The 20,181-nt window shown below is 59.2% G+C and carries 20 protein-coding genes; 13 read left to right on the top strand and 7 right to left on the bottom strand.

Features of this window, described 5'->3' with window-relative positions; translation table 11 throughout:
- Positions 1-139 precede the first annotated feature (139 nt).
- Positions 140-865, top strand: a complete 726-nt coding sequence (locus tag AC2FGB_RS16170) for an SDR family NAD(P)-dependent oxidoreductase (protein ID WP_496694300.1) — start codon at positions 140-142, stop codon at positions 863-865.
- 34 nt (positions 866-899) lie between these two features.
- On the opposite strand, the gene AC2FGB_RS16165 is transcribed toward AC2FGB_RS16170, so the two are convergent.
- A complete protein-coding gene (locus tag AC2FGB_RS16165; protein ID WP_496694301.1) occupies positions 900-1,187 on the bottom strand; it encodes an I78 family peptidase inhibitor in 288 nt (95 codons plus the stop codon).
- Between the two features lie 130 nt (positions 1,188-1,317).
- Here AC2FGB_RS16165 and AC2FGB_RS16160 point away from each other — a divergent pair, with 130 nt between their 5' ends.
- Positions 1,318-2,430 (top strand): S-(hydroxymethyl)glutathione dehydrogenase/class III alcohol dehydrogenase, encoded by a 1,113-nt coding sequence (locus tag AC2FGB_RS16160; protein ID WP_496694302.1) that lies wholly within the window; start codon positions 1,318-1,320, stop codon positions 2,428-2,430.
- Between the two features lie 95 nt (positions 2,431-2,525).
- The gene (locus AC2FGB_RS16155) at positions 2,526-3,251 is read left to right on the top strand and encodes an NYN domain-containing protein (RefSeq protein ID WP_496694303.1); all 726 of its coding nucleotides are present in this window, start codon (positions 2,526-2,528) and stop codon (positions 3,249-3,251) included.
- Positions 3,252-3,260: 9 nt separating this feature from the next.
- Here the strand turns inward: AC2FGB_RS16155 and AC2FGB_RS16150 are convergent, their stop codons facing one another.
- Positions 3,261-4,199 carry a DMT family transporter gene (locus tag AC2FGB_RS16150; RefSeq protein WP_496690284.1) on the bottom strand — a complete coding sequence of 313 codons (939 nt, stop codon included), beginning with the start codon at positions 4,197-4,199 and terminating at the stop codon, positions 3,261-3,263.
- Positions 4,200-4,311: 112 nt separating this feature from the next.
- A complete protein-coding gene (locus AC2FGB_RS16145; protein ID WP_281995734.1) occupies positions 4,312-4,743 on the bottom strand; it encodes a group III truncated hemoglobin in 432 nt (143 codons plus the stop codon).
- 165 nt (positions 4,744-4,908) lie between these two features.
- Between AC2FGB_RS16145 and AC2FGB_RS16140 the strand changes: the two genes are divergently transcribed.
- The gene (locus tag AC2FGB_RS16140; protein WP_496694304.1) at positions 4,909-5,376 is read left to right on the top strand and encodes a DUF1203 domain-containing protein; all 468 of its coding nucleotides are present in this window, start codon (positions 4,909-4,911) and stop codon (positions 5,374-5,376) included.
- Here AC2FGB_RS16140 and AC2FGB_RS16135 read toward each other — a convergent pair.
- The gene (locus tag AC2FGB_RS16135) at positions 5,373-6,365 is read right to left on the bottom strand and encodes an ABC transporter ATP-binding protein (protein ID WP_496694337.1); all 993 of its coding nucleotides are present in this window, start codon (positions 6,363-6,365) and stop codon (positions 5,373-5,375) included. The genes AC2FGB_RS16140 and AC2FGB_RS16135 overlap by 4 nt on opposite strands.
- A gap of 87 nt (positions 6,366-6,452) precedes the next feature.
- Here AC2FGB_RS16135 and AC2FGB_RS16130 point away from each other — a divergent pair, with 87 nt between their 5' ends.
- The 4 genes from AC2FGB_RS16130 to polA all read left to right on the top strand — a co-directional run bounded on the left by AC2FGB_RS16130 (position 6,453) and on the right by polA (position 10,380).
- Entirely contained in the window at positions 6,453-6,632 is a 180-nt protein-coding gene (locus AC2FGB_RS16130; protein WP_480511200.1) for a zinc-finger domain-containing protein, read from the top strand.
- Between the two features lie 167 nt (positions 6,633-6,799).
- On the top strand, positions 6,800-6,979 hold the full coding sequence (locus tag AC2FGB_RS16125; protein ID WP_496694305.1) for a hypothetical protein: 180 nt from the start codon (positions 6,800-6,802) through the stop codon (positions 6,977-6,979).
- Positions 6,980-7,043: 64 nt separating this feature from the next.
- A complete protein-coding gene (locus AC2FGB_RS16120) occupies positions 7,044-7,511 on the top strand; it encodes a hypothetical protein (RefSeq protein WP_496694306.1) in 468 nt (155 codons plus the stop codon).
- Positions 7,512-7,581: 70 nt separating this feature from the next.
- Positions 7,582-10,380 carry a DNA polymerase I gene (gene polA, locus AC2FGB_RS16115; RefSeq protein ID WP_496694307.1) on the top strand — a complete coding sequence of 933 codons (2,799 nt, stop codon included), beginning with the start codon at positions 7,582-7,584 and terminating at the stop codon, positions 10,378-10,380.
- Between the two features lie 42 nt (positions 10,381-10,422).
- On the opposite strand, the gene AC2FGB_RS16110 is transcribed toward polA, so the two are convergent.
- Complete coding sequence (locus AC2FGB_RS16110; RefSeq protein WP_142638700.1) at positions 10,423-10,653, bottom strand: DUF2798 domain-containing protein; 231 nt, start codon at positions 10,651-10,653, stop codon at positions 10,423-10,425.
- A gap of 71 nt (positions 10,654-10,724) precedes the next feature.
- On the bottom strand, positions 10,725-11,480 hold the full coding sequence (locus AC2FGB_RS16105) for a hydroxypyruvate isomerase family protein (protein WP_496694338.1): 756 nt from the start codon (positions 11,478-11,480) through the stop codon (positions 10,725-10,727).
- Between the two features lie 172 nt (positions 11,481-11,652).
- On the opposite strand from AC2FGB_RS16105, the gene AC2FGB_RS16100 reads away from it, so the two are divergent.
- Positions 11,653-12,603 carry a DMT family transporter gene (locus AC2FGB_RS16100; RefSeq protein ID WP_246097260.1) on the top strand — a complete coding sequence of 317 codons (951 nt, stop codon included), beginning with the start codon at positions 11,653-11,655 and terminating at the stop codon, positions 12,601-12,603.
- Here the strand turns inward: AC2FGB_RS16100 and AC2FGB_RS16095 are convergent.
- A complete protein-coding gene (locus tag AC2FGB_RS16095; RefSeq protein WP_271951822.1) occupies positions 12,586-13,161 on the bottom strand; it encodes a DUF1285 domain-containing protein in 576 nt (191 codons plus the stop codon). The genes AC2FGB_RS16100 and AC2FGB_RS16095 overlap by 18 nt on opposite strands.
- Positions 13,162-13,225: 64 nt before the next feature.
- Between AC2FGB_RS16095 and AC2FGB_RS16090 the strand changes: the two genes are divergently transcribed.
- From AC2FGB_RS16090 to AC2FGB_RS16075, 4 genes are read left to right on the top strand one after another with little or no spacing between them, the layout of a single operon-like run.
- Complete coding sequence (locus AC2FGB_RS16090) at positions 13,226-14,233, top strand: AAA family ATPase (RefSeq protein WP_271951824.1); 1,008 nt, start codon at positions 13,226-13,228, stop codon at positions 14,231-14,233.
- Positions 14,230-15,105 (top strand): DUF58 domain-containing protein, encoded by an 876-nt coding sequence (locus AC2FGB_RS16085; protein ID WP_496694308.1) that lies wholly within the window; start codon positions 14,230-14,232, stop codon positions 15,103-15,105. Before AC2FGB_RS16090 ends, AC2FGB_RS16085 begins: the two co-directional genes overlap by 4 nt.
- Complete coding sequence (locus AC2FGB_RS16080) at positions 15,102-17,864, top strand: DUF4159 domain-containing protein (RefSeq protein WP_496694309.1); 2,763 nt, start codon at positions 15,102-15,104, stop codon at positions 17,862-17,864. Before AC2FGB_RS16085 ends, AC2FGB_RS16080 begins: the two co-directional genes overlap by 4 nt.
- Positions 17,861-19,903, top strand: coding sequence for a hypothetical protein (locus tag AC2FGB_RS16075; protein ID WP_496690276.1), 2,043 nt, complete (start codon positions 17,861-17,863; stop codon positions 19,901-19,903). The genes AC2FGB_RS16080 and AC2FGB_RS16075 overlap by 4 nt, the downstream gene beginning before the upstream one ends.
- The last annotated feature ends 278 nt before the right edge of the window (positions 19,904-20,181 follow it).

Raw genomic sequence — 20,181 nt, 5'->3', positions numbered from 1 at the left:
GTAGGAGCAGGATTGGATCATTCAAGACAGGGGTTTTTCGGGTGCGGCTGCAATTTAGCGGCCTCACCGCGAGCAACCGAAGGTGATCCAAACTGGCCGTGTAACCGTATTGCAATAACACAATTCAGAAATGGTCGGCATGAACAGCTTTGACGGGAAAACTTATTGGATAGTTGGCGCAAGCGAAGGTCTGGGTCGTGCATTGGCGCAAGCTCTAAGCAATCGCGGCGCCCGGGTGATCCTGTCGGCGCGAAACGCGAAACGCCTGGATGAAATCTGCAGCATTCTGCCAAATTCAAAAGCCATTCGTTGCGATGTCTCTGATTTAGATTCTGTTCGACGTGCCGCTTCCGCTGCCGGAAAAGTGGATGGCCTTATCTATAATGCCGGGGCTTATGACCCGATGCGCAGCACCGAGTGGAACACCAAGGCCGCTCTTCGGATGTCCGATGTGAATTTTCAGGGCGCTTTGCGGGTTCTGGGCGAAATACTTCCTGGGTTTGTTAAGGCCGGGCAGGGGGAGATCACGCTGATCGGGTCGCTGTCCGGCTATCATGGCCTGCCATCTGCAGTCGGGTATGGTGCCAGCAAGGCGGCTTTGATTTCACTGGCAGAAACCATGCGGCATGATCTGACGGGTTCGGGCGTCACGGTTCGGATCGTAAATCCCGGCTTCATCAAGACTCGCCTGACCGAAAAGAACAGTTTCAGGATGCCGATGCTGATGACGCCTCAGGGCGCGGCCCAGCATGTGGTTCGGGCAATGTCCCGCCACAGATTCCGCACAGACTTCCCAGCGCCGTTTTCATGGCTGATCCGCCTTGTGGGCTATTTGCCGGATTGGGTGATATATCGCGGAAGATAGGCCCTAACATTGGGGTTTTGAGCTTCTGCCAGGCTTAACCGCAGGTCAGGTTCTGTATGATCCCCGAGCCGTCGACAAAGACGTTCAACCGGTCGATGCGATAATCCTGTGTGGCGATGTCATCTGGGCCTAAAACGCGCGACCGTTCGGGTAATTGCGACTGAATGGTCGATACTGGCTTGCCAATCGCATCGGCAAATGGCTCTCCTTTGCAAAAGGCCAAATCTACCGGGGTGGGTTCAAGTGGCAGTGGCGCGTCCTCAGGAGCGGGCGACTCCGTACATGCGACCAGCAAAATCAAAACAGGGGTCAAACGGCGCATTGGCGCTCCTCTTTCTGGCAATGTCGTTTCTGTAATATCAAATATTTAGCATTGCTGCCATCAAAGCGCAGTTGAAAAAACCCTGTATTTAACGCAGGGTCAGGCCAAATTTGACTGGGAGAAGTACATCATGCGCACCCGTGCCGCCGTCGCCGTGCAGGCCGGCAAACCTTTGGAAGTGATGGATGTGAACCTCGAAGGCCCCAAGGCGGGCGAGGTTCTGGTCGAGATCAAGGCGACCGGCATTTGCCACACCGACGAATTCACCCTGTCGGGTGCAGACCCCGAAGGCCTGTTCCCCGCCATTCTGGGCCATGAAGGCGCAGGTGTGGTGGTCGAGGTCGGCCCGGGCGTGACCAGCCTGAAGCCGGGCGATCACGTGATCCCGCTTTACACCCCCGAGTGTCGCGAATGTGAATACTGCCTGCATCCCAAAACCAACCTGTGTCAGGCGATCCGTTCGACGCAGGGCCAAGGGTTGATGCCCGATGGCACCTCGCGGTTCTCGACGCTGGATGGTGATCCGATCCTGCATTACATGGGCTGCTCGACCTTTGCCAACCACACGGTCCTGCCGGAAATCGCGCTTGCCAAAGTGCGCCCGGACGCGCCTTTCGACAAGATCTGCTATATCGGTTGCGGCGTGACCACCGGCATCGGCGCGGTGATCAACACCGCCAAAGTTGAAATCGGAAGCCGTGCGATTGTGTTTGGTCTGGGTGGCATCGGTCTGAACGTCATTCAAGGTCTACGATTGGCAGGCGCCGACCAGATCGTCGGCGTCGACCTGAACCCCTCCAAGGTGGAAATGGCCACCCGGTTCGGTATGACCGATTTCGTCAACCCGGCTGAAGTTGAAGGCGATCTGGTGCCCTATCTGGTCAACCTGACCAAAGGCGGTGCAGATTACACCTTTGACGCAACGGGCAATGTCGGCGTGATGCGCACGGCGCTGGAATCTGCACATAAGGGCTGGGGTGAATCGATCATCATCGGCGTGGCACCTGCAGGGGCCGAGATCTCGACCCGCCCGTTCCAGCTGGTCACCGGTCGTTCCTGGCGCGGTACGGCCTTTGGCGGCGCCCGTGGCCGCACGGATGTGCCCAAGATCGTCGACTGGTACATGGAAGGTAAGATCGAGATCGACCCGATGATCACCCACACCATGGGCCTGGACGACATCAACCATGGGTTCGACCTGATGCATAAGGGCGAAAGCATCCGCTCGGTCGTGGTTTACTGAGAAAACCGAAATAGTTTCCGAGGGCGGGCTTTTGCTCGCCCTTTTTGCGTCTTACATTCCTTACCATGAATTAAATTTAAGGTTGAGGATTTCAGGTGACGACAGAAAGGACAGACCGTCTGGCGGTTCTGATCGATGCGGACAATGTCTCTGCAAAACATGCAGCAGAGATTTTCGAAGAAATTGCCACGCTCGGTGAGGCTGGTTTAAGGCGGATATACGGGGATTTCTCGAACGGATCACCGCAGGGATGGGAGGCCAAATCTCTGGCCGAATACGCCATCGTTCCGCATCAGCAATTCGCCAACACATCCGGCAAGAACTCCAGCGACATTGCCTTGGTCATTGATGCCATGGATATTCTGCATTCGGGTCGGTTCAGCGGCTTTGTGTTGGTCTCGTCAGACAGCGACTTCACGCGACTTGCCAGTCGGATACGCGAGCAGGGGTTGGATGTGTTCGGAATAGGAGAACGCAAAGCCCCCAAGGCCTTTGTGGCAGCGTGCAACCGGTTCATCTATATTGATAATATTGAGAAGCCAGCGGCACATAACCCACAGGCCAAAAAGTCCGAAAGCCCAAAGCCAAAGCAAGAGCTGAACCATGCCTATCAGCTTATTCGCAATGTCGTTCAGAATACCAATGATCCGGACGGCTGGACCAGCCTTGGGATTGTCGGAAGTCAGCTGGGTAAGATGTATCCGGATTTTGATTCCCGCTCTTATGGCCACAAAAGGCTGAGCGATCTGGTGCGCGCCATAGACCGGTTTGAAAAGAGCGGCGAAAATGGTGGTCTCAGGATCAGATGCAAAGAGCCATAAAGGCAGGGGTCATTCCCCCGGTCGTGTCGCCCCCGTATCGGATCGGGGCGAACGAACCCGCAGAACCGGGGTGTTGGCTGAGGTGGTGTTCGACCGGCTCTCGCGCCAGACGACGAAGACACCAGATGCGATGATGATGCTGGCGCCGACGGCAACCCAGCCGTCTGGCTTTTCGCCGAAAAACGCCATGCCAAAGATCGTGGCCCAGATGATCTGGCTGTATTGGCTGGGGGCGATGACCCCCGCTGGCGCGGCACGATAAGCCAGAATAATCAGGTGTTGGGCAATGACAGAAAACACTCCGACCAGTGCCATCATGGCCAGATGCAACAGGGACGGAGGCTGATAAACGGCCGGTTGCGCGATGCTCATGACCACTATGGCCAGCAGCATCGGATAAAGGATCAGAACGGCCGAGCGTTCCTCATTGCCGATCTTACGGACCAAAACTGACGCGAAAGCGCTGCAGAACGCGGCCGTCAGCGCCGCCAGATGGCCTAGCGTGATGTCCGTGGTACCCGGGCGCAGAACGATCAACACGCCGATCAGGCCCACGCCAACCGCGGCCCAACGCTGGGCGCGGACCACCTCGCCCAATATGGGGATCGACAGGACCGTGACGATCAGCGGGAAAGAGAACAGGAGTGAATATACCTCGGCCAAAGGCAGGACCGAAAAGGAATAAAATGCGCAGGACATGCCTGTGACCATCAACCCCGACCGCAGCAGGACCAGCCAGGGATGGTGCGGAAGGAAGTTGCCGGTAGAGCGGTCTGTCAGGATTGTCACGGCCATCGGCACAAAGGAAAACAGCGTGGCGAAAAAGATGATTTGCATCACCGAATAGGTTCCGCCCAGCACCTTGATCAGCGCATCGTGGCTGGCAAAGACAGCAAAGCCCAGAAACGCATAGCCAAGGCCCCTGAGGGTGGTGTTTTGAGTGCTCATCGGTCTAGCCTTGGGCAGCGGAATGGTGGGTTCATCCGTTGCATAAACCCATTTTTCAGAGTCTGATAGCCCTTATTTTACCGCTAACATGGCAACCGGCCATGATCTGAGATCATCGCAGGATCGGTGGCGCGTCCTTTGGCTGGCGCGCGGATTGTACACCCACTTTCATCCCTACGCCGATGCGCCGGGCCAGCGCCACCCAGGGCAGCGCGGTTTCTGCGGGCAGGGTGCTATGGGCCACCTCCTCGAACAGGTCCAGCCAATGATCGAACAATTCGGGCCTGATATCGGGCCTTTCGATGTGAATACGCTGCGGATTTCCGTCATAACAACGCTCATGCAGAATGGCGTTGCGCCAGAACGCGGCGATCTTGTTCTCGTGCGGGGGCCAGTCGCTGACATGGTTTGCAAAGACCGGCGCCAGTGCCTCGTCCTGCCGGACGCGGGCGTAGAATGCGCTCACCTGCGACATGATCTGTTCAGCGGTGGCGGGAAACCTCGGAGGAATTCCTGGGCGGGCAGGAGGGGTAGGTTTGGACATGGGCGTTCCGAAACTGAATTGCGCCCCGTTCAGATCGGATTGTAGCCCGTGCTGTCAAGCCACGGCGCGTATATGTCGCGCTGTCTCAAAGAAGCGTTTGCGCAGGAAACGGGTCGGTTCCCCTCGCCGGGTCAGGCATCTTTTGTACAAAGAAGGAGACCTAACATGCACAAAATATCTGCCCTCCCCACCGCGCAGGTTCAGGCCTATCGCCAAGGCGCGCCTGATGGTTATGGCAACCCGCCCGAACGGGCGATATCGAACGGGGAAGGAAACCCCTGCCGTCATTGCCTGACCTATATTCCCAAGGGAAAGGAAATGCTGGTGCTGGCCCACCGGCCCTTTCCAGCGACACAACCTTTTGCTGAAACCGGGCCGATTTACCTTTGTGTAGAGCATTGTCAGCGCTATGAGGATCTCACCAACCTGCCCGAGGCGCTGACCGCCTCACCCAATTATCTGATTAAAGGGTACGGATCGGACGACAGGATTGTTTACGGCACCGGGATCATTACGCCGCAGGCGGAATTGCAAAACGCTGCCGGGGGTATCTTTGCCCGCGCGGATGTCGCCTATATCCACATCAGATCCGCGTCGAATAACTGCTATCACGCGCGGATCGACCGCGCCTAAAGCTTAACCCGGTGCAATCCCCGGCACGGCTGATCAAGATCAGCTGCCGGGACATCGCCCGCCCGGGTCGAGGTCAGGGCCAGGAACACATCCTCAAGATCCGCTTCTTCGGTGCGAACGTCCCGGATACGGATGCCCACGGCCCTGACGGATTCCAGAACCTGTTCGGCACTGGTCTGGGCACTGCGATAGCGCAGCACCAGGCTGCCATCGTCGCGCAGTGTGGCCTCGACTCCCTCGGTCGCAGGCAGTTCAGTGACGGGGCCATCCGGAATAATTACCATCGTCCGACCATCCATGCGGCTCAGCAGGTCTGCCGTGCTGTCCTGTGCGATCTTTTCGCCATGGTTGATGATGGCGATCTGGTCGCACATCTCCTGTGCTTCTTCCAGGTAATGCGTCGTCAGGATGATGGTCATGCCCTGCTGGTTCAGCTTGCGCACGTTGGCCCAGAGCATTTGGCGCAGCTCGATATCCACGCCCGCCGTGGGTTCGTCCAGAACCAGCACTTTGGGGTTATGCACCAAAGCCTTGGCCAACAGCAACCGGCGCCGCATACCGCCGGACAGGGTGCGGGCATAGGCCTCGGCCTTGTCGCTGAGGCCAACCAGTTCGAGGATTTCATCACTGCGCCGCTGCGCCTTTGGTACACCATATAGGCCAGCCTGAACCTCCAAAGCACCGCGCGGGGTAAAGAAAGGGTCCAGATTCAGCTCTTGCGGCATAACGCCGATGGCAGCGCGAGATTGGCGCGGGTTGCGGTCTTGGTCATGACCCCAGATCGACACATGGCCTGCAGATTTCACCACCAACCCGGCCAGAATGTTGATCAGGGTCGATTTCCCAGCCCCGTTCGGCCCCAGCAATCCAAAGACTGAACCGCGCGGGATTGTCAGGTCGATGCCCTTCAGCGCCTGCTTTTCAGGCTGGCCCTTGCTGCCGCGATAGGTCTTGCGCAGCCCTTCGATCCTGATTGCCGCATTGTCCATGTGGCTCTTGCCCCCGGTTTGCTCATCGCTCATAAACGCACCTAATGCATGCCCGCGAGGCCGACAACCAGTGAAGGATCGCCAGCCGTGACAATCGAAGCGCCGGAAACCAAGATCGTCGAAACCTCTCGTGTCGCCTGTGATGGCGGCGAAGGTGCATTGGGCCACCCACGTGTTTGGTTACAGATCCCCGAAGACACCGGCTGGGTCGAGTGCCCCTATTGCGATTGCAAGTATGTCTTGAAAGGGCACGAGGCCAGCGCCTGAATGTGCAAAGCCGCGGGCAGGTTTGACCTCACCCTGATCATTGGAGCTGTTGGCTATTTTCTGGCCGCCGCTATCGGAATGCTTCTAGCCGGATCGGGAAATCGGGCGCAGGGCGATGATACGATCGAAATCGCCCTGGTCAGCGGGCCGATCTACAGGCCTCCTGGGTGCCGGGTTTTCCGACCACAATCAGCTTTAAGGCCAAAGGGCGTTTCAACGCGCTGCGAACCTGCCATGTCTGGGCCGGTGAGGTGCTGTGGTCCGCGAATGAAGACTTCGGCACTTGGGTGCCATTGCCTTACTCGATCACTTTGTCCCGCTTGATAAACCAATCAGGCAAGGTCTAACCTGCCCAACTAATGTCGTGTTCTGACGATAGCTTTGCGCCGGCTCAATGGAGGAAGTGTGTTGATGGACGCCAGTATCCAAAATACCAACCAACCGGTCTTCGGATGGATTGGTTTTAGTGTTTCCGCGATGGCCCTGTTGGGCGCCCTGTTCCTGTTCTGGGCCGGGCCATTCGCACCGCAACAATCGACTGGCGTGTCTTTGGGAGAGCTTGCAGCCGAGCTTGGAAAATCCACCCTGCGCTCGGCCGCCGGGCTGGACCAACCCGAGCCTGTAACGCCCTCACGGGACCTGGATGACTATCTGCAAATCGGCGTCGCCCTCTTGGGTGGGTTGGCCATTGTCCTGTCGGCCATAGGCATTCTGCGCCACGAAAAACTGCGCCCGGCCATTGCGGGTATCGCAATCGGCATCGGCGCAATCCTGTTTCAGTTCTTTGCTTTTGCGTTTTTCGCTTTCCTCGGTGTGCTGGTCATCATGGCGCTGCTCAACAGCTTTTCGGATGTATTTGGCGGCCTGTTCGGCGGATAGTTCACCTTCTGTACTGGTCACCCGCGCGCCCCTGTGGCAGAACCATCCCTGACCGACAGGGAGCGCGCGCATGAGCAATTTCGGAAAAGGGTGTCACCTTCATCTTATTGACGGATCGGCCTTTATCTTCAGGGCCTATCACGCGCTGCCGCCGCTGACGCGGAAGTCGGATGGGTTGCCGATTGGGGCCGTGTCGGGCTTTTGCAACATGCTGCAGAAATATGTCGAAGGAAACACCGGGCCAGACGCGCCGACCCATGTGGCGGTGATCTTCGACAAGGGCTCTCATACGTTCCGCAACGATATGTATGACCTTTACAAGGCCAATCGCGAGGCCATGCCCGAGGATCTGCGCCCTCAGATGCCCCTGACACGCGAGGCGACCCGCGCCTTCAATATCGCCTGCAAAGAGCTTGAGGGCTATGAGGCCGACGACATCATTGCCACCCTTGCCATACAGGCGCGTGAGGCGGGTGGTCGCGTCACGATCGTCAGTTCCGACAAGGACCTGATGCAGCTGGTCGGCGATGGGGTCGAAATGCTGGATGCGATGAAGAACAAACGCATCGACCGCGATGGCGTGTTCGAGAAATTCGGCGTCGGGCCTGAACGTGTGGTGGACGTGCAGGCGCTGGCCGGGGACAGCGTGGACAATGTGCCGGGGGCTCCGGGCATTGGGATCAAGACGGCGGCGCTTTTGATCAATGAATTTGGTGATCTCGAAACCCTGCTGGACCGCGCCGAAGAGATCAAACAACCCAAACGCCGCCAGACCCTGATCGACAAACGCGACCAGATTGAGCTGTCGAAAAGACTGGTGCAGTTGGATGAGAACACGCCGCTGGATTTCACCTTAGACGATCTTGAGGTGCAAGACCCTGAACCTGACACTCTGCTGGGCTTTCTGGCTGAGATGGAGTTCCGCACCCTCACCAAGCGCATAGCGGACAAGCTGGGGGCCGAGGCACCGGTGATTGCAGACGCGCCTGCGCCCGTTGCAGATGTGGCCGAGGCTGAAGACATTCCATTCGACGCGTCGAAGTATGAATGCGTCCGCGACGCGGGGGCTTTGCAGAAATGGATAGACCAGGCCTATGAGCGTGGCTGGGTTGCAGTGGACACCGAGACCACTGGGCTGAACGAGATGATCGCAGATCTGGTCGGCATTTCGCTCTGCATTGAGGCGGGCGAGGCCTGCTATATCCCATTGATCCATCGTCAAAGCGCCACCGACGATCTGTTCGGCTCGGACGCTCTGGCCGAGGGGCAAATGCCGATTGAACAGGCTCTAACACTGATAAAACCGATGTTAGAGGACCCGTCGATCCTCAAGATCGGGCAAAACATGAAATACGATGCCAAGATTTTTACCCGCTATGGCGTGGATGTGGCGCCGATTGATGACACGATGTTGATGTCCTATGCGATGCATGGCGGCGAGCATGGGCATGGCATGGACACCCTGTCCGAGCGTTATCTGAACCACACGCCGATTCCGATCAAACCGCTGTTGGGATCCGGCAAATCGGCGATCACATTCGACAAGGTTCCGATTGATGAAGCGACCGCCTATGCGGCCGAGGACGCCGATATAACGCTGCGTCTGTGGAGACTGTTCAAACCTCAGCTGCATCAGGTTCAGGTAACGACCGTCTATGAAACGCTGGAGCGCCCTCTGGTGCCGGTTCTGGCCGAAATGGAGATGCATGGCATCAAGGTTGACCGCGATGTCCTCAGCCGCATGTCCAACGCGTTTGCCCAGAAAATGGCCGGGTTAGAGGCTGAAATCCACGAATTGGCTGGTGAAAGCTTCAATGTCGGCTCGCCCGCTCAGCTGGGCGAGATTCTGTTCGACAAGATGAGTCTGGAAGGCGGCAAGAAGGGCAAGACCGGTAAATATTCAACCGGGGCCGATATCCTTGAGGATCTGGCGACCGAGCATGAATTGCCGCGTCGGGTGCTGGATTGGCGGCAGCTGTCGAAACTGAAATCGACCTATACGGACGCGCTGCAGACCCATATCAACCCCGATACGGGCCGGGTACATACATCCTATTCGATCACCGGGGCGAACACCGGTCGTTTGGCCTCGACCGATCCGAACCTGCAGAACATCCCTGTGCGCACCGAAGAAGGCCGCCGTATCCGCGAGGCGTTCATTGCCGAGCCGGGAAATGTGCTGGTCAGCCTGGATTATAGCCAGATCGAGCTGCGCATTCTGGCGCATATTGCCGATATTCCGGCCTTGAAGCAGGCGTTTACCGATGGGCTGGACATTCACGCCATGACTGCGTCCGAAATGTTCGACGTGCCGCTGGATGAGATGACGCCGGATATTCGCCGTCAGGCCAAGGCGATCAACTTCGGTGTGATCTATGGCATCTCGGGTTTTGGTCTGGCGCGCAACCTGCGTATTCCACGGGCCGAGGCGCAGGGCTTCATCGACCGCTATTTCGAACGCTTCCCCGGCATTCGGACCTATATGGACGACACCGTCGCCTTTGCCAAAGAGAATGGCTATGTGCAGACCCTATTCGGGCGCAAAATCCATACGCCCGAAATCAATGCCAAGGGGCCGCATGCGGGATTTTCGCGTCGGGCAGCGATCAACGCTCCGATTCAAGGCACCGCGGCCGACGTGATCCGACGCGCCATGGTGCGGATGCCGGATGCGATCCATGGGTTGCCGGCGAAAATGTTGCTGCAAGTGCATGACGAATTGCTGTTCGAAGTGGCCGAGGACGCCGTTGACCCGCTGATCGACGCGGCGCGCGACGTGATGGAGGGGGCTTCGGACCCAGCAGTGAAACTGGATGTGAAACTCAACGTTGATGCGGGACAGGGCGCGAATTGGGCCGAGGCGCACTAGCGCCGCCGTTCATCAAGCCCTGCGGGCCCTCTTCGCGGCGGGTCAGCCCTGTGGTCTGACCATGCGGTTGACCATCCGTTGCACGCTGGGGCCCAGCAGTAGGATAACTGTGAACGCGATGGGCCAGGAGAAAACCCATGAGCCCATCCAGTCGCCCAGCGTCGCGGGACCGAAGCCGACGGCCTTGGCCGTGGCGATACCGGTGACGATGCAGGACATCATGCCTGACATGATCAGGCTGAACAGGGCGCGGGCATAGCGGGCAGGGATCATCCGGACATCCTTGGTGTGAGGTGGCAATGATCTGCGCCATTTTTCCAGGTAATACCAGTGCGAGCGGACAATCAAAGGTGCATCCAGCCGAGCGTCTCGGCGGTACGTTGGATCGAGGGCTGATATTCGGCACTGACCCAGCCGGTGTAGCCGCTGTCATCAATCGCTCGGAACAACTCGGCAAAATTCATCTCACCTCGACCGGGCTCTGCGCGATCCGGGGCCGCTCCGATCTGGGCGTGTACGATGCGGTCTTGGTAATCCTTCCAGACTTGCAGCCCGTTGCCATGGATCATCTGGGCGTGGAAGCTGTCATATTGCAGGCCGACATTGGGCCGGTTCACGCGATCCAAAACCTCGGCGGCCAGATCGTAAGAGTTCAGGAAATATTCAGGCTGTGACACCGGGTTGAGCGGTTCGATCGTGAACGGCTGTTGGGGCGCGTGGTCTGCTGCCCATTGCAGGTTTTGAACAAAGCAATCCATAGCATCCGCGCCCGAGGAATATCCGGACATGATGTGGATTTTTTCGGGCCGTAGCGCCTGAGCATAGCGTAGAACACGGCGGATGTCGGACTGGAACCGCGCCTCACCGCCCGGAATGGCGGCATATCCGGGAGTGCCGCCGGTGTAGTTGGGTGGTGGCGCGTTGATCAGCACCAGGTCGAGCCCGTTAGCCAGCAGAGCACGGCAGGTTTCCTTGGTAGCCAGATCATAGGGAAACAGAACCTCAACAGCCTTGAACCCGGCCTGCGCGGCAGCTTGAAACCTGTCGAGATAGGGCAGTTCGGTAAAGAGCAATGAGATATTTGCAGCGAATTTGGGCATGGATGGCCTTTGCGTGTCTGTTCGCCGGACCATATCGGTCGGGTGATTTCAGCGAAAGGGACTGAAAACGACAGATTGTCGAAAATCGGCCAGATCACCCGGTTTAATTCAGTGACGTTCGGGACAATGCGGCGAATCATTTCTGGCGCCGCTTTGACCAGAGGTATGACCCATGGCACTGAGCCCTGACCCCGTGCGCGGGACCGCTATTTCTATGTCTGCCGACCGCAACTCCGCGTTGTCTGGCAACGGGTTGGCGGTTGCCTCGATGCTGGCATGGGCCGCAGGCTTTCCGGCGGCGGAGGTCTTGTTGCAAAGCTGGTCGCCAGTGGGCTTGCTTGCGGCACGTCTGGGTCTGGCGGTTCTGGTGCTGCTGCCGATCTGGCTGATGCTGGACGGTCCCAGCCGTATTCTAAGGGCCAGATGGGGATGGGCCATGATCGTCGGAGCGTTTGGCTTTGGCTGCCCGATGTTCCTGCTGATCCTGGCGCAAAAGCTGACCGATCCGGTAACCGTCGTCATCATCGCCTCTTGCGCGCCACTAATCGCAACCCTGCTGGAGCTTAAGGCGGGCACACGTCGGCTGAGCTGGAATTTTGGCCTGGGCGTTCTGGTTTCAATTATCGGCGGGCTGATCGCCACCAGCGCCGTCGCCCCGGCGCAGCTGGGCCTTGGGGCCTTATGCGCGGTCGTGTCGGTCGTCTTTTTCAGTTGGGGAAGCATGACCACAGCGCGCGATTTTCCCGAACTCAGCCAGACCGGGCGCGCGACGATCACGTTGATCGGTGGTTTTGCCATGGCCGTGATCTTGTGCTTTGCCGCTGGGCTGCTGGGCATGGAGGTGATCCCCGAGGTTGCCATTGACGGACAGCAGATCGGGATGTTGGGGATCTATGCGCTGATTTCGCTGGGGCTGAGCCAGATCCTGTTCGTTGCTTCGGTTGGCAAGCTGGGCGTGGCGCTGGCCTCATTCCATATGAACATCGCGCCATTTTACGTGATGCTGATCATGATTGTGCTGGGGGATGAATGGAATTCAACCCGCGCGCTGGGCGCGGGCATCGTGGCGGTCGCCGTTGTTCTGGCGCAGGATCGCAGGCCGCGCTCAGCCCAGATCGGCTGAGCGGATCAGCGGAAAGAACTGACCGCCTGACCATACCCCGAACCAGTCTTCATGATCGGTGCCGATCTCGACCAGTCGGTAAAAGCTTTTGCGGTCAATGCGCGCCTCTAGATTTGCGCGGATCAGGATATAGGGCGAGGGTTCCTGGGTCTTCGGATCAAACTCAACACGGATCGGGTGATCCGGTCCGGCCTTGGCCGTGTCACCCACATGGGTGCTGAAAGTCAAAATCTGCGCCGCGCCTGAGCCTGTGGCATCAAAGTCGACAGCGACGAACGGGACATCCTCAACCGTGATTCCCACCTTTTCGACCGGGGTCACCAGGTAATATTTGCCTTCTTCTTTCTTAAGAATTGAGGAAAAAAGCTTCACAAGCTCGAACCTGTTGATGGGCGAGCCTAAATAACTCCAACAACCATCTTTTGCGATCCTGATGTCCAGATCGCCACAAAACGGGGGATTCCACAGGTGAACAGGGGGTAAATCCCGTGTTTTCGCGGCTTTGACTGATGCCGCAATGCCATCAGGAGAAGGTGTCACAGGGATTTGTCCGCTCATTACTTTTGCCATTTCCTTTTCGCGCGATACACTTCAACCATACTCGTCCACGGAAGGGAAAGTCATGAGCGAACCTGCCGACCTCGTATCCGAGATCGAAGCGCTGGAAACTAAACTGCAAGAGGCCAAGGCCTCGATCACCCGACGCTTTATCGGGCAAGAGCGGGTCGTGGACCTGACGCTGGCAGCGCTGTTATGCGGCGGGCACGCGTTGCTGATCGGCTTGCCCGGGCTGGGCAAGACCCGGCTGGTTGAGACTTTGTCGACCGTGATGGGCCTGCATGGCAACCGTATCCAGTTCACGCCGGATCTGATGCCGGCTGATATTCTGGGGTCCGAGGTTCTGGATACGGCCGAGGATGGCAGTCGCCACTTCCGGTTCATTCCCGGCCCGATCTTCTGTGAATTGCTGATGGCGGATGAGATCAACCGCGCCAGCCCGCGTACACAGTCGGCTTTGCTGCAAGCGATGCAGGAACGCACCGTCACCGTTGCGGGCGAGGATCGTGCGCTGGATGAGCCGTTTCACGTGCTGGCCACGCAGAACCCGATTGAACAAGAAGGCACCTATCCGCTGCCCGAGGCGCAGTTGGACCGCTTTTTGGTGCAGATTGACGTCGAATACCCGGATCGTCAGACCGAGCGGGATATCCTTCTGGCCACGACCGGTGTCGAAGAAGACGACGCTCATCAGATTTTCACCAAAGAGGAATTGCTGGCGGCGCAACTTCTGTTGCGCCGGATGCCGGTCGGCGAGTCTGTGGTCGAACTGATTTTGGATCTGGTCCGCGCATTCCGCCCCGGCGAAGCAGGCGTGTCCGATCGTGTGGCCGAAACCGTGGCCTGGGGCCCTGGCCCCCGCGCGGCGCAGGCGTTGATGATGACGGTGCGTGCCAACGCCATGTTGCAGGGGCGACTAGCCCCCAATGCCGAGGATGTTCTTGAGATGGCCCGCCCGGTTCTCAGCCATCGTATGGCGCTGAACTTTGCGGCCCGGGCGCGCGGTGACAGCCTGGCCGATCTGATTGACTCGACCGCACTTGGGCTGATCCGAACCGAGGCTGCGGCGTGAATGCCGGGCTGACCCTTCGTGAACGATCCGAGGCCGAGGCATCCCGGCTGCCGCCCCTTTTGGCGCGGGCAGAGCATCTGGCCGGAACAGTCCTGCTGGGTGACCACGGGCGCCGTCGGTCCGGGATGGGCGATGATTTCTGGCAATACCGCCCGGCACAGGTTGGCGACAGCCGCCGGATGATCGACCACCGCCGCTCGGCCCGTGGCGATCAACAATTTGTGCGCGAACGCGAATGGCAGATTGCCCAATCGGTGATGCTGTGGGTGGATCAGGGCGCGTCGATGCGCTTTGCCTCGGACGCTTCGCTGCCCACCAAGGCGGATCGCGCGCGCTTGCTGGGGCTGGCAACCTCGATCCTGTTGGCGCGCGGTGGTGAGCGTGTGGGCCTGACGGGCACAACCCTGCCGCCCCGGCGCGGCAATGCCCAGATCATCCGGCTTGCGCAGGCCTGGTCCGAGGATGATCAGGCCGATTATGCCCCGCCCGAGCACCGCGCGATGATCCCACATGCGCGGGCGGTGTTCATCTCTGATTTTCTCGGCCCGATGGAAGAGGTCGAACTGGCCCTGTCCAAAGCTGCGGATCGTGGCGTCCGCGGGGTGGTCCTGCAGGTGCTGGATCCCGGTGAAGAGAATTTCCCCTATCGCGGGCGCACCATTTTCGAAAGCGTTGGCGGCTCGGCCCGGCATGAAACGCTCAAGGCTTCTGATCTTCGTGACCGGTATCTTGCGCGCCTTGCCGAACGAAAGGATGCCTTGATGCGCTTGTGTCGGGTGACGGGATGGCAACTGGGGCTGCACCACACTGGCGACAGCGCACAGGCGGCTCTGTTATGGCTGTATCGCGCTTTGGACGGGGGCAGAGTATGACGGTTTTGGCTGGGATAGGCTTTACCGCGCCCTGGGTGTTGCTGGGATTGTTGACCCTGCCCATCCTGTGGCTGGTCCTGCGCGCTGTGCCGCCTGCGCCGATCCGGCAAATGTTTCCGGCCGTAACGCTGCTGCTGGGGCTGAAGGACGACGAGAGTGTTTCGGATCGGACACCATGGTGGTTGCTGCTGTTGCGAATGCTGGCGGCGGCGGCGATCATTATCGGTCTGGCCGGGCCGGTTTTGAATCCCTCGCGGGATCAGGTGGGTTCGGGGCCGCTGTTGTTGGTGCTGGATGCCAGCTGGGCAGGTGCAAGCGGCTGGCCATCGCTTCAGGACCAGCTTGATACGCAGCTGACCGAGGCCGGACGCGCCGGACGCACGGTGGCCTTGCTCAACTTGACGGAGCCAGAAGCCCCTGTCTTTCAGGCCGCCGAAGCATGGCGGGGACGGCTTCCGGGGGTGACTCCGATGCCCTGGCAACCAACTCAGCTGCAGATGGATCAGGTGCTCGATGTGCTGGATCAGCTTGATGGTGGCTTTGATACATATTGGTTCAGCGACGGTCTGGAATTTGCGGGTCGGGCAACGGTTCTGGCTGCGTTGCAATCGCGCGGGGAAGTGACCGTGTACCAGTCAGGCTCGCCTGTTTATGCGATTCTGCCCGCCGCCTATCAGGATGGTGTCATTCAACTGACGGCCCAACGCGCCACTGCTGGTCCGGAAAACATCCTGACCATTTTGGCACAGGGGCGCGATCCGGCGGGCGCAATGCGGGTTCTGCAATCCGCCAATATCGTCTTTGCTGAAGGCGAAACGCTTGCTCAGGTGGAGCTGGCGCTGCCCTCGGAACTACGGGCCAGAATCACCCGGTTTGAGATTCAGGGCCAGCGGTCGGCGGGTGCCGTAACGCTGACCGATGACAGCCTGCGCAGGCGTGAGGTGGCCCTGCTTGCGGGCAGTTTGAACCGTGAAGGGTTAGAGCTGTTGTCGCCGCTGCATTATCTGACACAGGTTTTGGTCCCGACCGCGGATTTTGTCGAGGGCGGGTTGATGGATGTGTTGCCCGCCAATCCGGATGTGATTGTTCTGGCGGATGTGGCGAAATTGGCCGAAGCGGAACAACTGGCGGTGACCGAATGGGTCGAACAGGGTGGGCTGCTGTTGCGCTTTGCCGGGCCGCGCATGGCCGCCAGCGATCTGGGGCGGGATGTCGAGGATACCTTGCTGCCGGTGCGCCTGCGCAGCGGTGGCCGTTCGGTCGGCGGCGCGATGAGCTGGGGTGAGGCCAAAGGTCTGGCCCCGTTCCCCGAAACCTCACCCTTCTACGGGCTGCGCGTGCCACCGGATGTTTCGGTGACCACGCAGGTCATGGCGCAACCAGACCCTAATTTGGCCGATCGGGTGATTGCATCGCTCTCGGATGGCACACCTCTGGTCACGCGCAAGGCGTTGGGGTTGGGGCAGGTGGTGCTGTTCCATGTCACCGCTGATGCCGAATGGTCGAGCCTTCCTCTGTCGGGCCTGTTTGTCGAGATGCTGGACCGGCTCGCCGTTGCCTCGGCTGCGAAATCCCGGGAAGAATCGCAACTACAGGGCACGACCTGGGAACCGCTGCAGGTCATGGATGGGTTCGGAGGTTTGTCGGATGCGGATAACCTGGCCGGTGTCGATGGGGTTGATCTGGCCTCGGGCGCAATCGGGCCGGACCTGCGGCCGGGCCTGTATGAAAGCGGCAAGCAAAAACTGGCGCTGAATGTACTGGATGCGGATACGGTGCTGACGCCAGCCATCTGGCCATCTGATGTGCCGATCAAAGGGCAGGAAATCAGCGCCGAAACGCCGGTCGGGGGCATTTTGCTTAGCCTCGCGCTGATCTTGCTGACAGTGGACGTCATTGCGTCACTTCTGTTGTCGGGGCGACTTGGGCTGGCCCGGGCCGCGGCGATGGCGCTGGGTGCGTTGCTGATTGCACCTGACCTTCAGGCTCAGACGCCCGAGGAAACCGATTTTGCCCTGATGGCAACGCAAGAGCTGGTACTGGCTCATGTCATGACCGGAAACGCGGAGGTTGACGATATCGCGGGCGCCGGGATGCGTGGCTTGGCGCAAACTTTGTTCTTCCGCACTTCGGTCGAACCGGCAGAGCCCATCGGCGTTGATCTGGAACGGGACGAGCTGGCGTTTTTCCCGCTGCTGTACTGGCCGATCACGCCAGAACAGCCGCAACCCTCGGACGAAGCCTATGCCAAGCTGAATGCCTATCTCCGCTCGGGCGGCATGATCCTGTTCGACACGCGCGACGCGGATGTGGCGCGTTTCGGTGCAGCCAGCCCCAATGGCCGCAAGCTGCAACAACTGGCCGCCCCGCTGAATATCCCTTCGTTAGAGCCTGTTCCGGATGACCATGTTCTGACGCGGGCCTTCTATTTGCTGCAGGATTTCCCGGGCCGATATGCCGGTACCGAGATTTGGGTCGAAGCCGCCCCGCCGGATGCGGAACAAATCGACGGCATGCCGTTCCGCAACCTAAACGACAATGTGACCCCGGTAGTGATCGGCGGGAATGACTGGGCCGGAGCCTGGGCCGTCGACCGAAACGGGCAGGCCCTGTTGCCGGTCGGGCGCGGATATGCCGGTGAGCGGCAGCGGGAATTGGCCAATCGGTTTGGCGTCAATCTGGTGATGCATGTGCTGACCGGGAATTACAAATCGGATCAGGTCCATGTGCCTGCGCTGCTGGACAGGTTGGGACAATGACCGGAACCGTTATATTTGACCCTCTGATTCCGTGGCCCGTTCTGATGGTCGTTGCCGCGATTGCCATATCAGGCGTTGTTCTAGCCCTGTGGCGGGGCCTGTCTGGCTGGGCCTTGCGCGGGTTGGCCGCCCTGGTCGTGATCGCGGCCATGGCGGGGCCTGTTTATCAGGTCGAAGATCGCACTCCGCTGACCGACATCGTGGTGATGATCGAGGATGAAAGCGCCAGCCAGACCCTGTCCGATCGCCCGGAACAGACAGCACAGGCCGCTGCCGAACTGGCGGCCGAGATCGACACGCGCGACAATACCGAGCTGCGCCGGATCCGGGTGGCTGACAGCGATGGGGATGAGGGCACACAGGTCATGGCTGCGCTGAACAAAGTCCTGGCCGAGGAACCCCGTGCGCGCATTGCGGGGATCCTCGTGGTTTCGGATGGGATCGTGCATGACGTTGATCAGGCCCCTGACCTGCCTGCACCGATGCACTTGTTGCAGACTGGGCGGGCCAGCGACTGGGACCGCCGTCTGATCGTCCGCAATGCACCGGCTTTTGCCATTATCGGAGAACCGGTCACGCTGACGTTGCGGGTTGAGGATAGCGGCGCAGTTCCTGTTGCGGCTGCGAATGCGCCTTTGGAAATTTCGGTTGATGGCAATGCGCCAGAGCATTTCACCATTCCAATCGGTGTCGATGTCGAGCTACCGGTCAAGCTGTCCCATGGCGGGCGGAATGTCATCCAGTTTACCGTACCAGGCGTCGAAGGAGAGTTGACCGACCGCAACAACACCGCACTGATTCAGATGAATGGTGTGCGCGACCGTCTGCGGGTGCTGCTGGTTTCGGGTGAACCGCATCCCGGTGGACGGACCTGGCGGAACCTTCTGAAATCCGACAGCTCGGTCGATCTGGTGCATTTCACGATCCTGCGACCGCCTGAAAAGCAGGATGGTGTGCCTGTGGACGAGTTGTCTTTGATCGCTTTTCCGACTCGAGAACTGTTTCTGGAAAAGATCAACGATTTCGATCTGATCATCTTTGATCGCTATAAGCGGCGTGGTATTCTGCCTGCGGTCTATCTGGAGAATGTCACCAATTACATCAATGATGGTGGTGCGGTTCTGATTGCGGCTGGCCCTGATTTTGCCAGTGCCGACAGTATCTTCCGCTCGCCGCTGGCGCCGATTCTTCCGGCCCAACCCACCGCGCGGGTCATCGAAGAACGCTTTGTCCCCACAGTTACAGATATGGGGCACCGGCACCCGGTGACGACGGATCTGGGCGATTCCGAGCATTGGGGAGCATGGTTGCGCCAGGTTGATGTCCTGTTCCGATCAGGTGAAACGCTGATGACCGGCGTCGATGACCGGCCGCTGCTGGTGCTGGACCGGGTCGGAGAGGGGCGCGTGGCAATGCTGGCCTCTGACCACGCCTGGCTCTGGAGCCGTGGCTTCGACGGCGGTGGTCCGCAGCTTGAACTGCTGCGGCGATTGGCACATTGGATGATGAAAGAACCCGAGCTTGAGGAAGAGGCTCTGTGGGCCGAAGCAAATGGTCAAATCATGCGCGTCATCCGTCAAACCCTGGGGGATGACGTCGGAACAGTTACCATCACGCAGCCCAATGGCGAGACACTTGAGGTGACGCTGAACGAAGTTTCTCCGGGGCGGTTCGAAGCTCAGATCTTCGGCCCCGAGATTGGCCTCTATCGGCTGCAAGAGGGTGAACATTCGGCGGTAATTGGGTTGGGCCCTGCGGCCCCCAAAGAATTTGAGCGCACGATTGCTACTGATCAGATCCTTGAGCCGGTTCTGGCCGAATTGCGCGGCGGTGTGATCCGGGTCGAGGACGGTTTGCCTTCGATCCGAAATGTCCGCGCTGGGCGGCCAGCATCGGGGCGCGGTTGGATCGGGCTGACCCCGCGCGATGCCTACCAGACCAGCTCTGTAACACAGGCTGGTGTTCTACCGCCCTGGCTGGTGCTTTTGCTGGCCGGCGGTTTCCTTCTGGCGGGTTGGCTGCGTGAAGGTCGACGTTAGGTCATTCGACCACAACGCTGATTGTGGCCCCAACCAACAGCATCAGTCTTGGTAAAGCACCGTTTGAACCGGCTTTGCTGCGTCAGGTTTGTCGTGTAATCCCACACAATTTCTTTGATCTGAGCGCCTGTAGCGCATTCAGATACCGCAGATTTTGCGTTGAGTAGGAAAAGGCAGGTACCGGCGAGGCAGGCAGTTTTGGGCGTTTACGGCCTCTGAGCCTGCATTTGGTCTGTTGCAACAGGCAACGACTTAAACACTTTTTCACGCTCTGTTGG

The organism is Ruegeria sp. CDSC021, assembly GCF_059610845.1.
The sequence above is the reverse complement of the archived record's forward strand: the minus strand, read 5'-3'. Positions and strand labels throughout refer to the sequence as shown.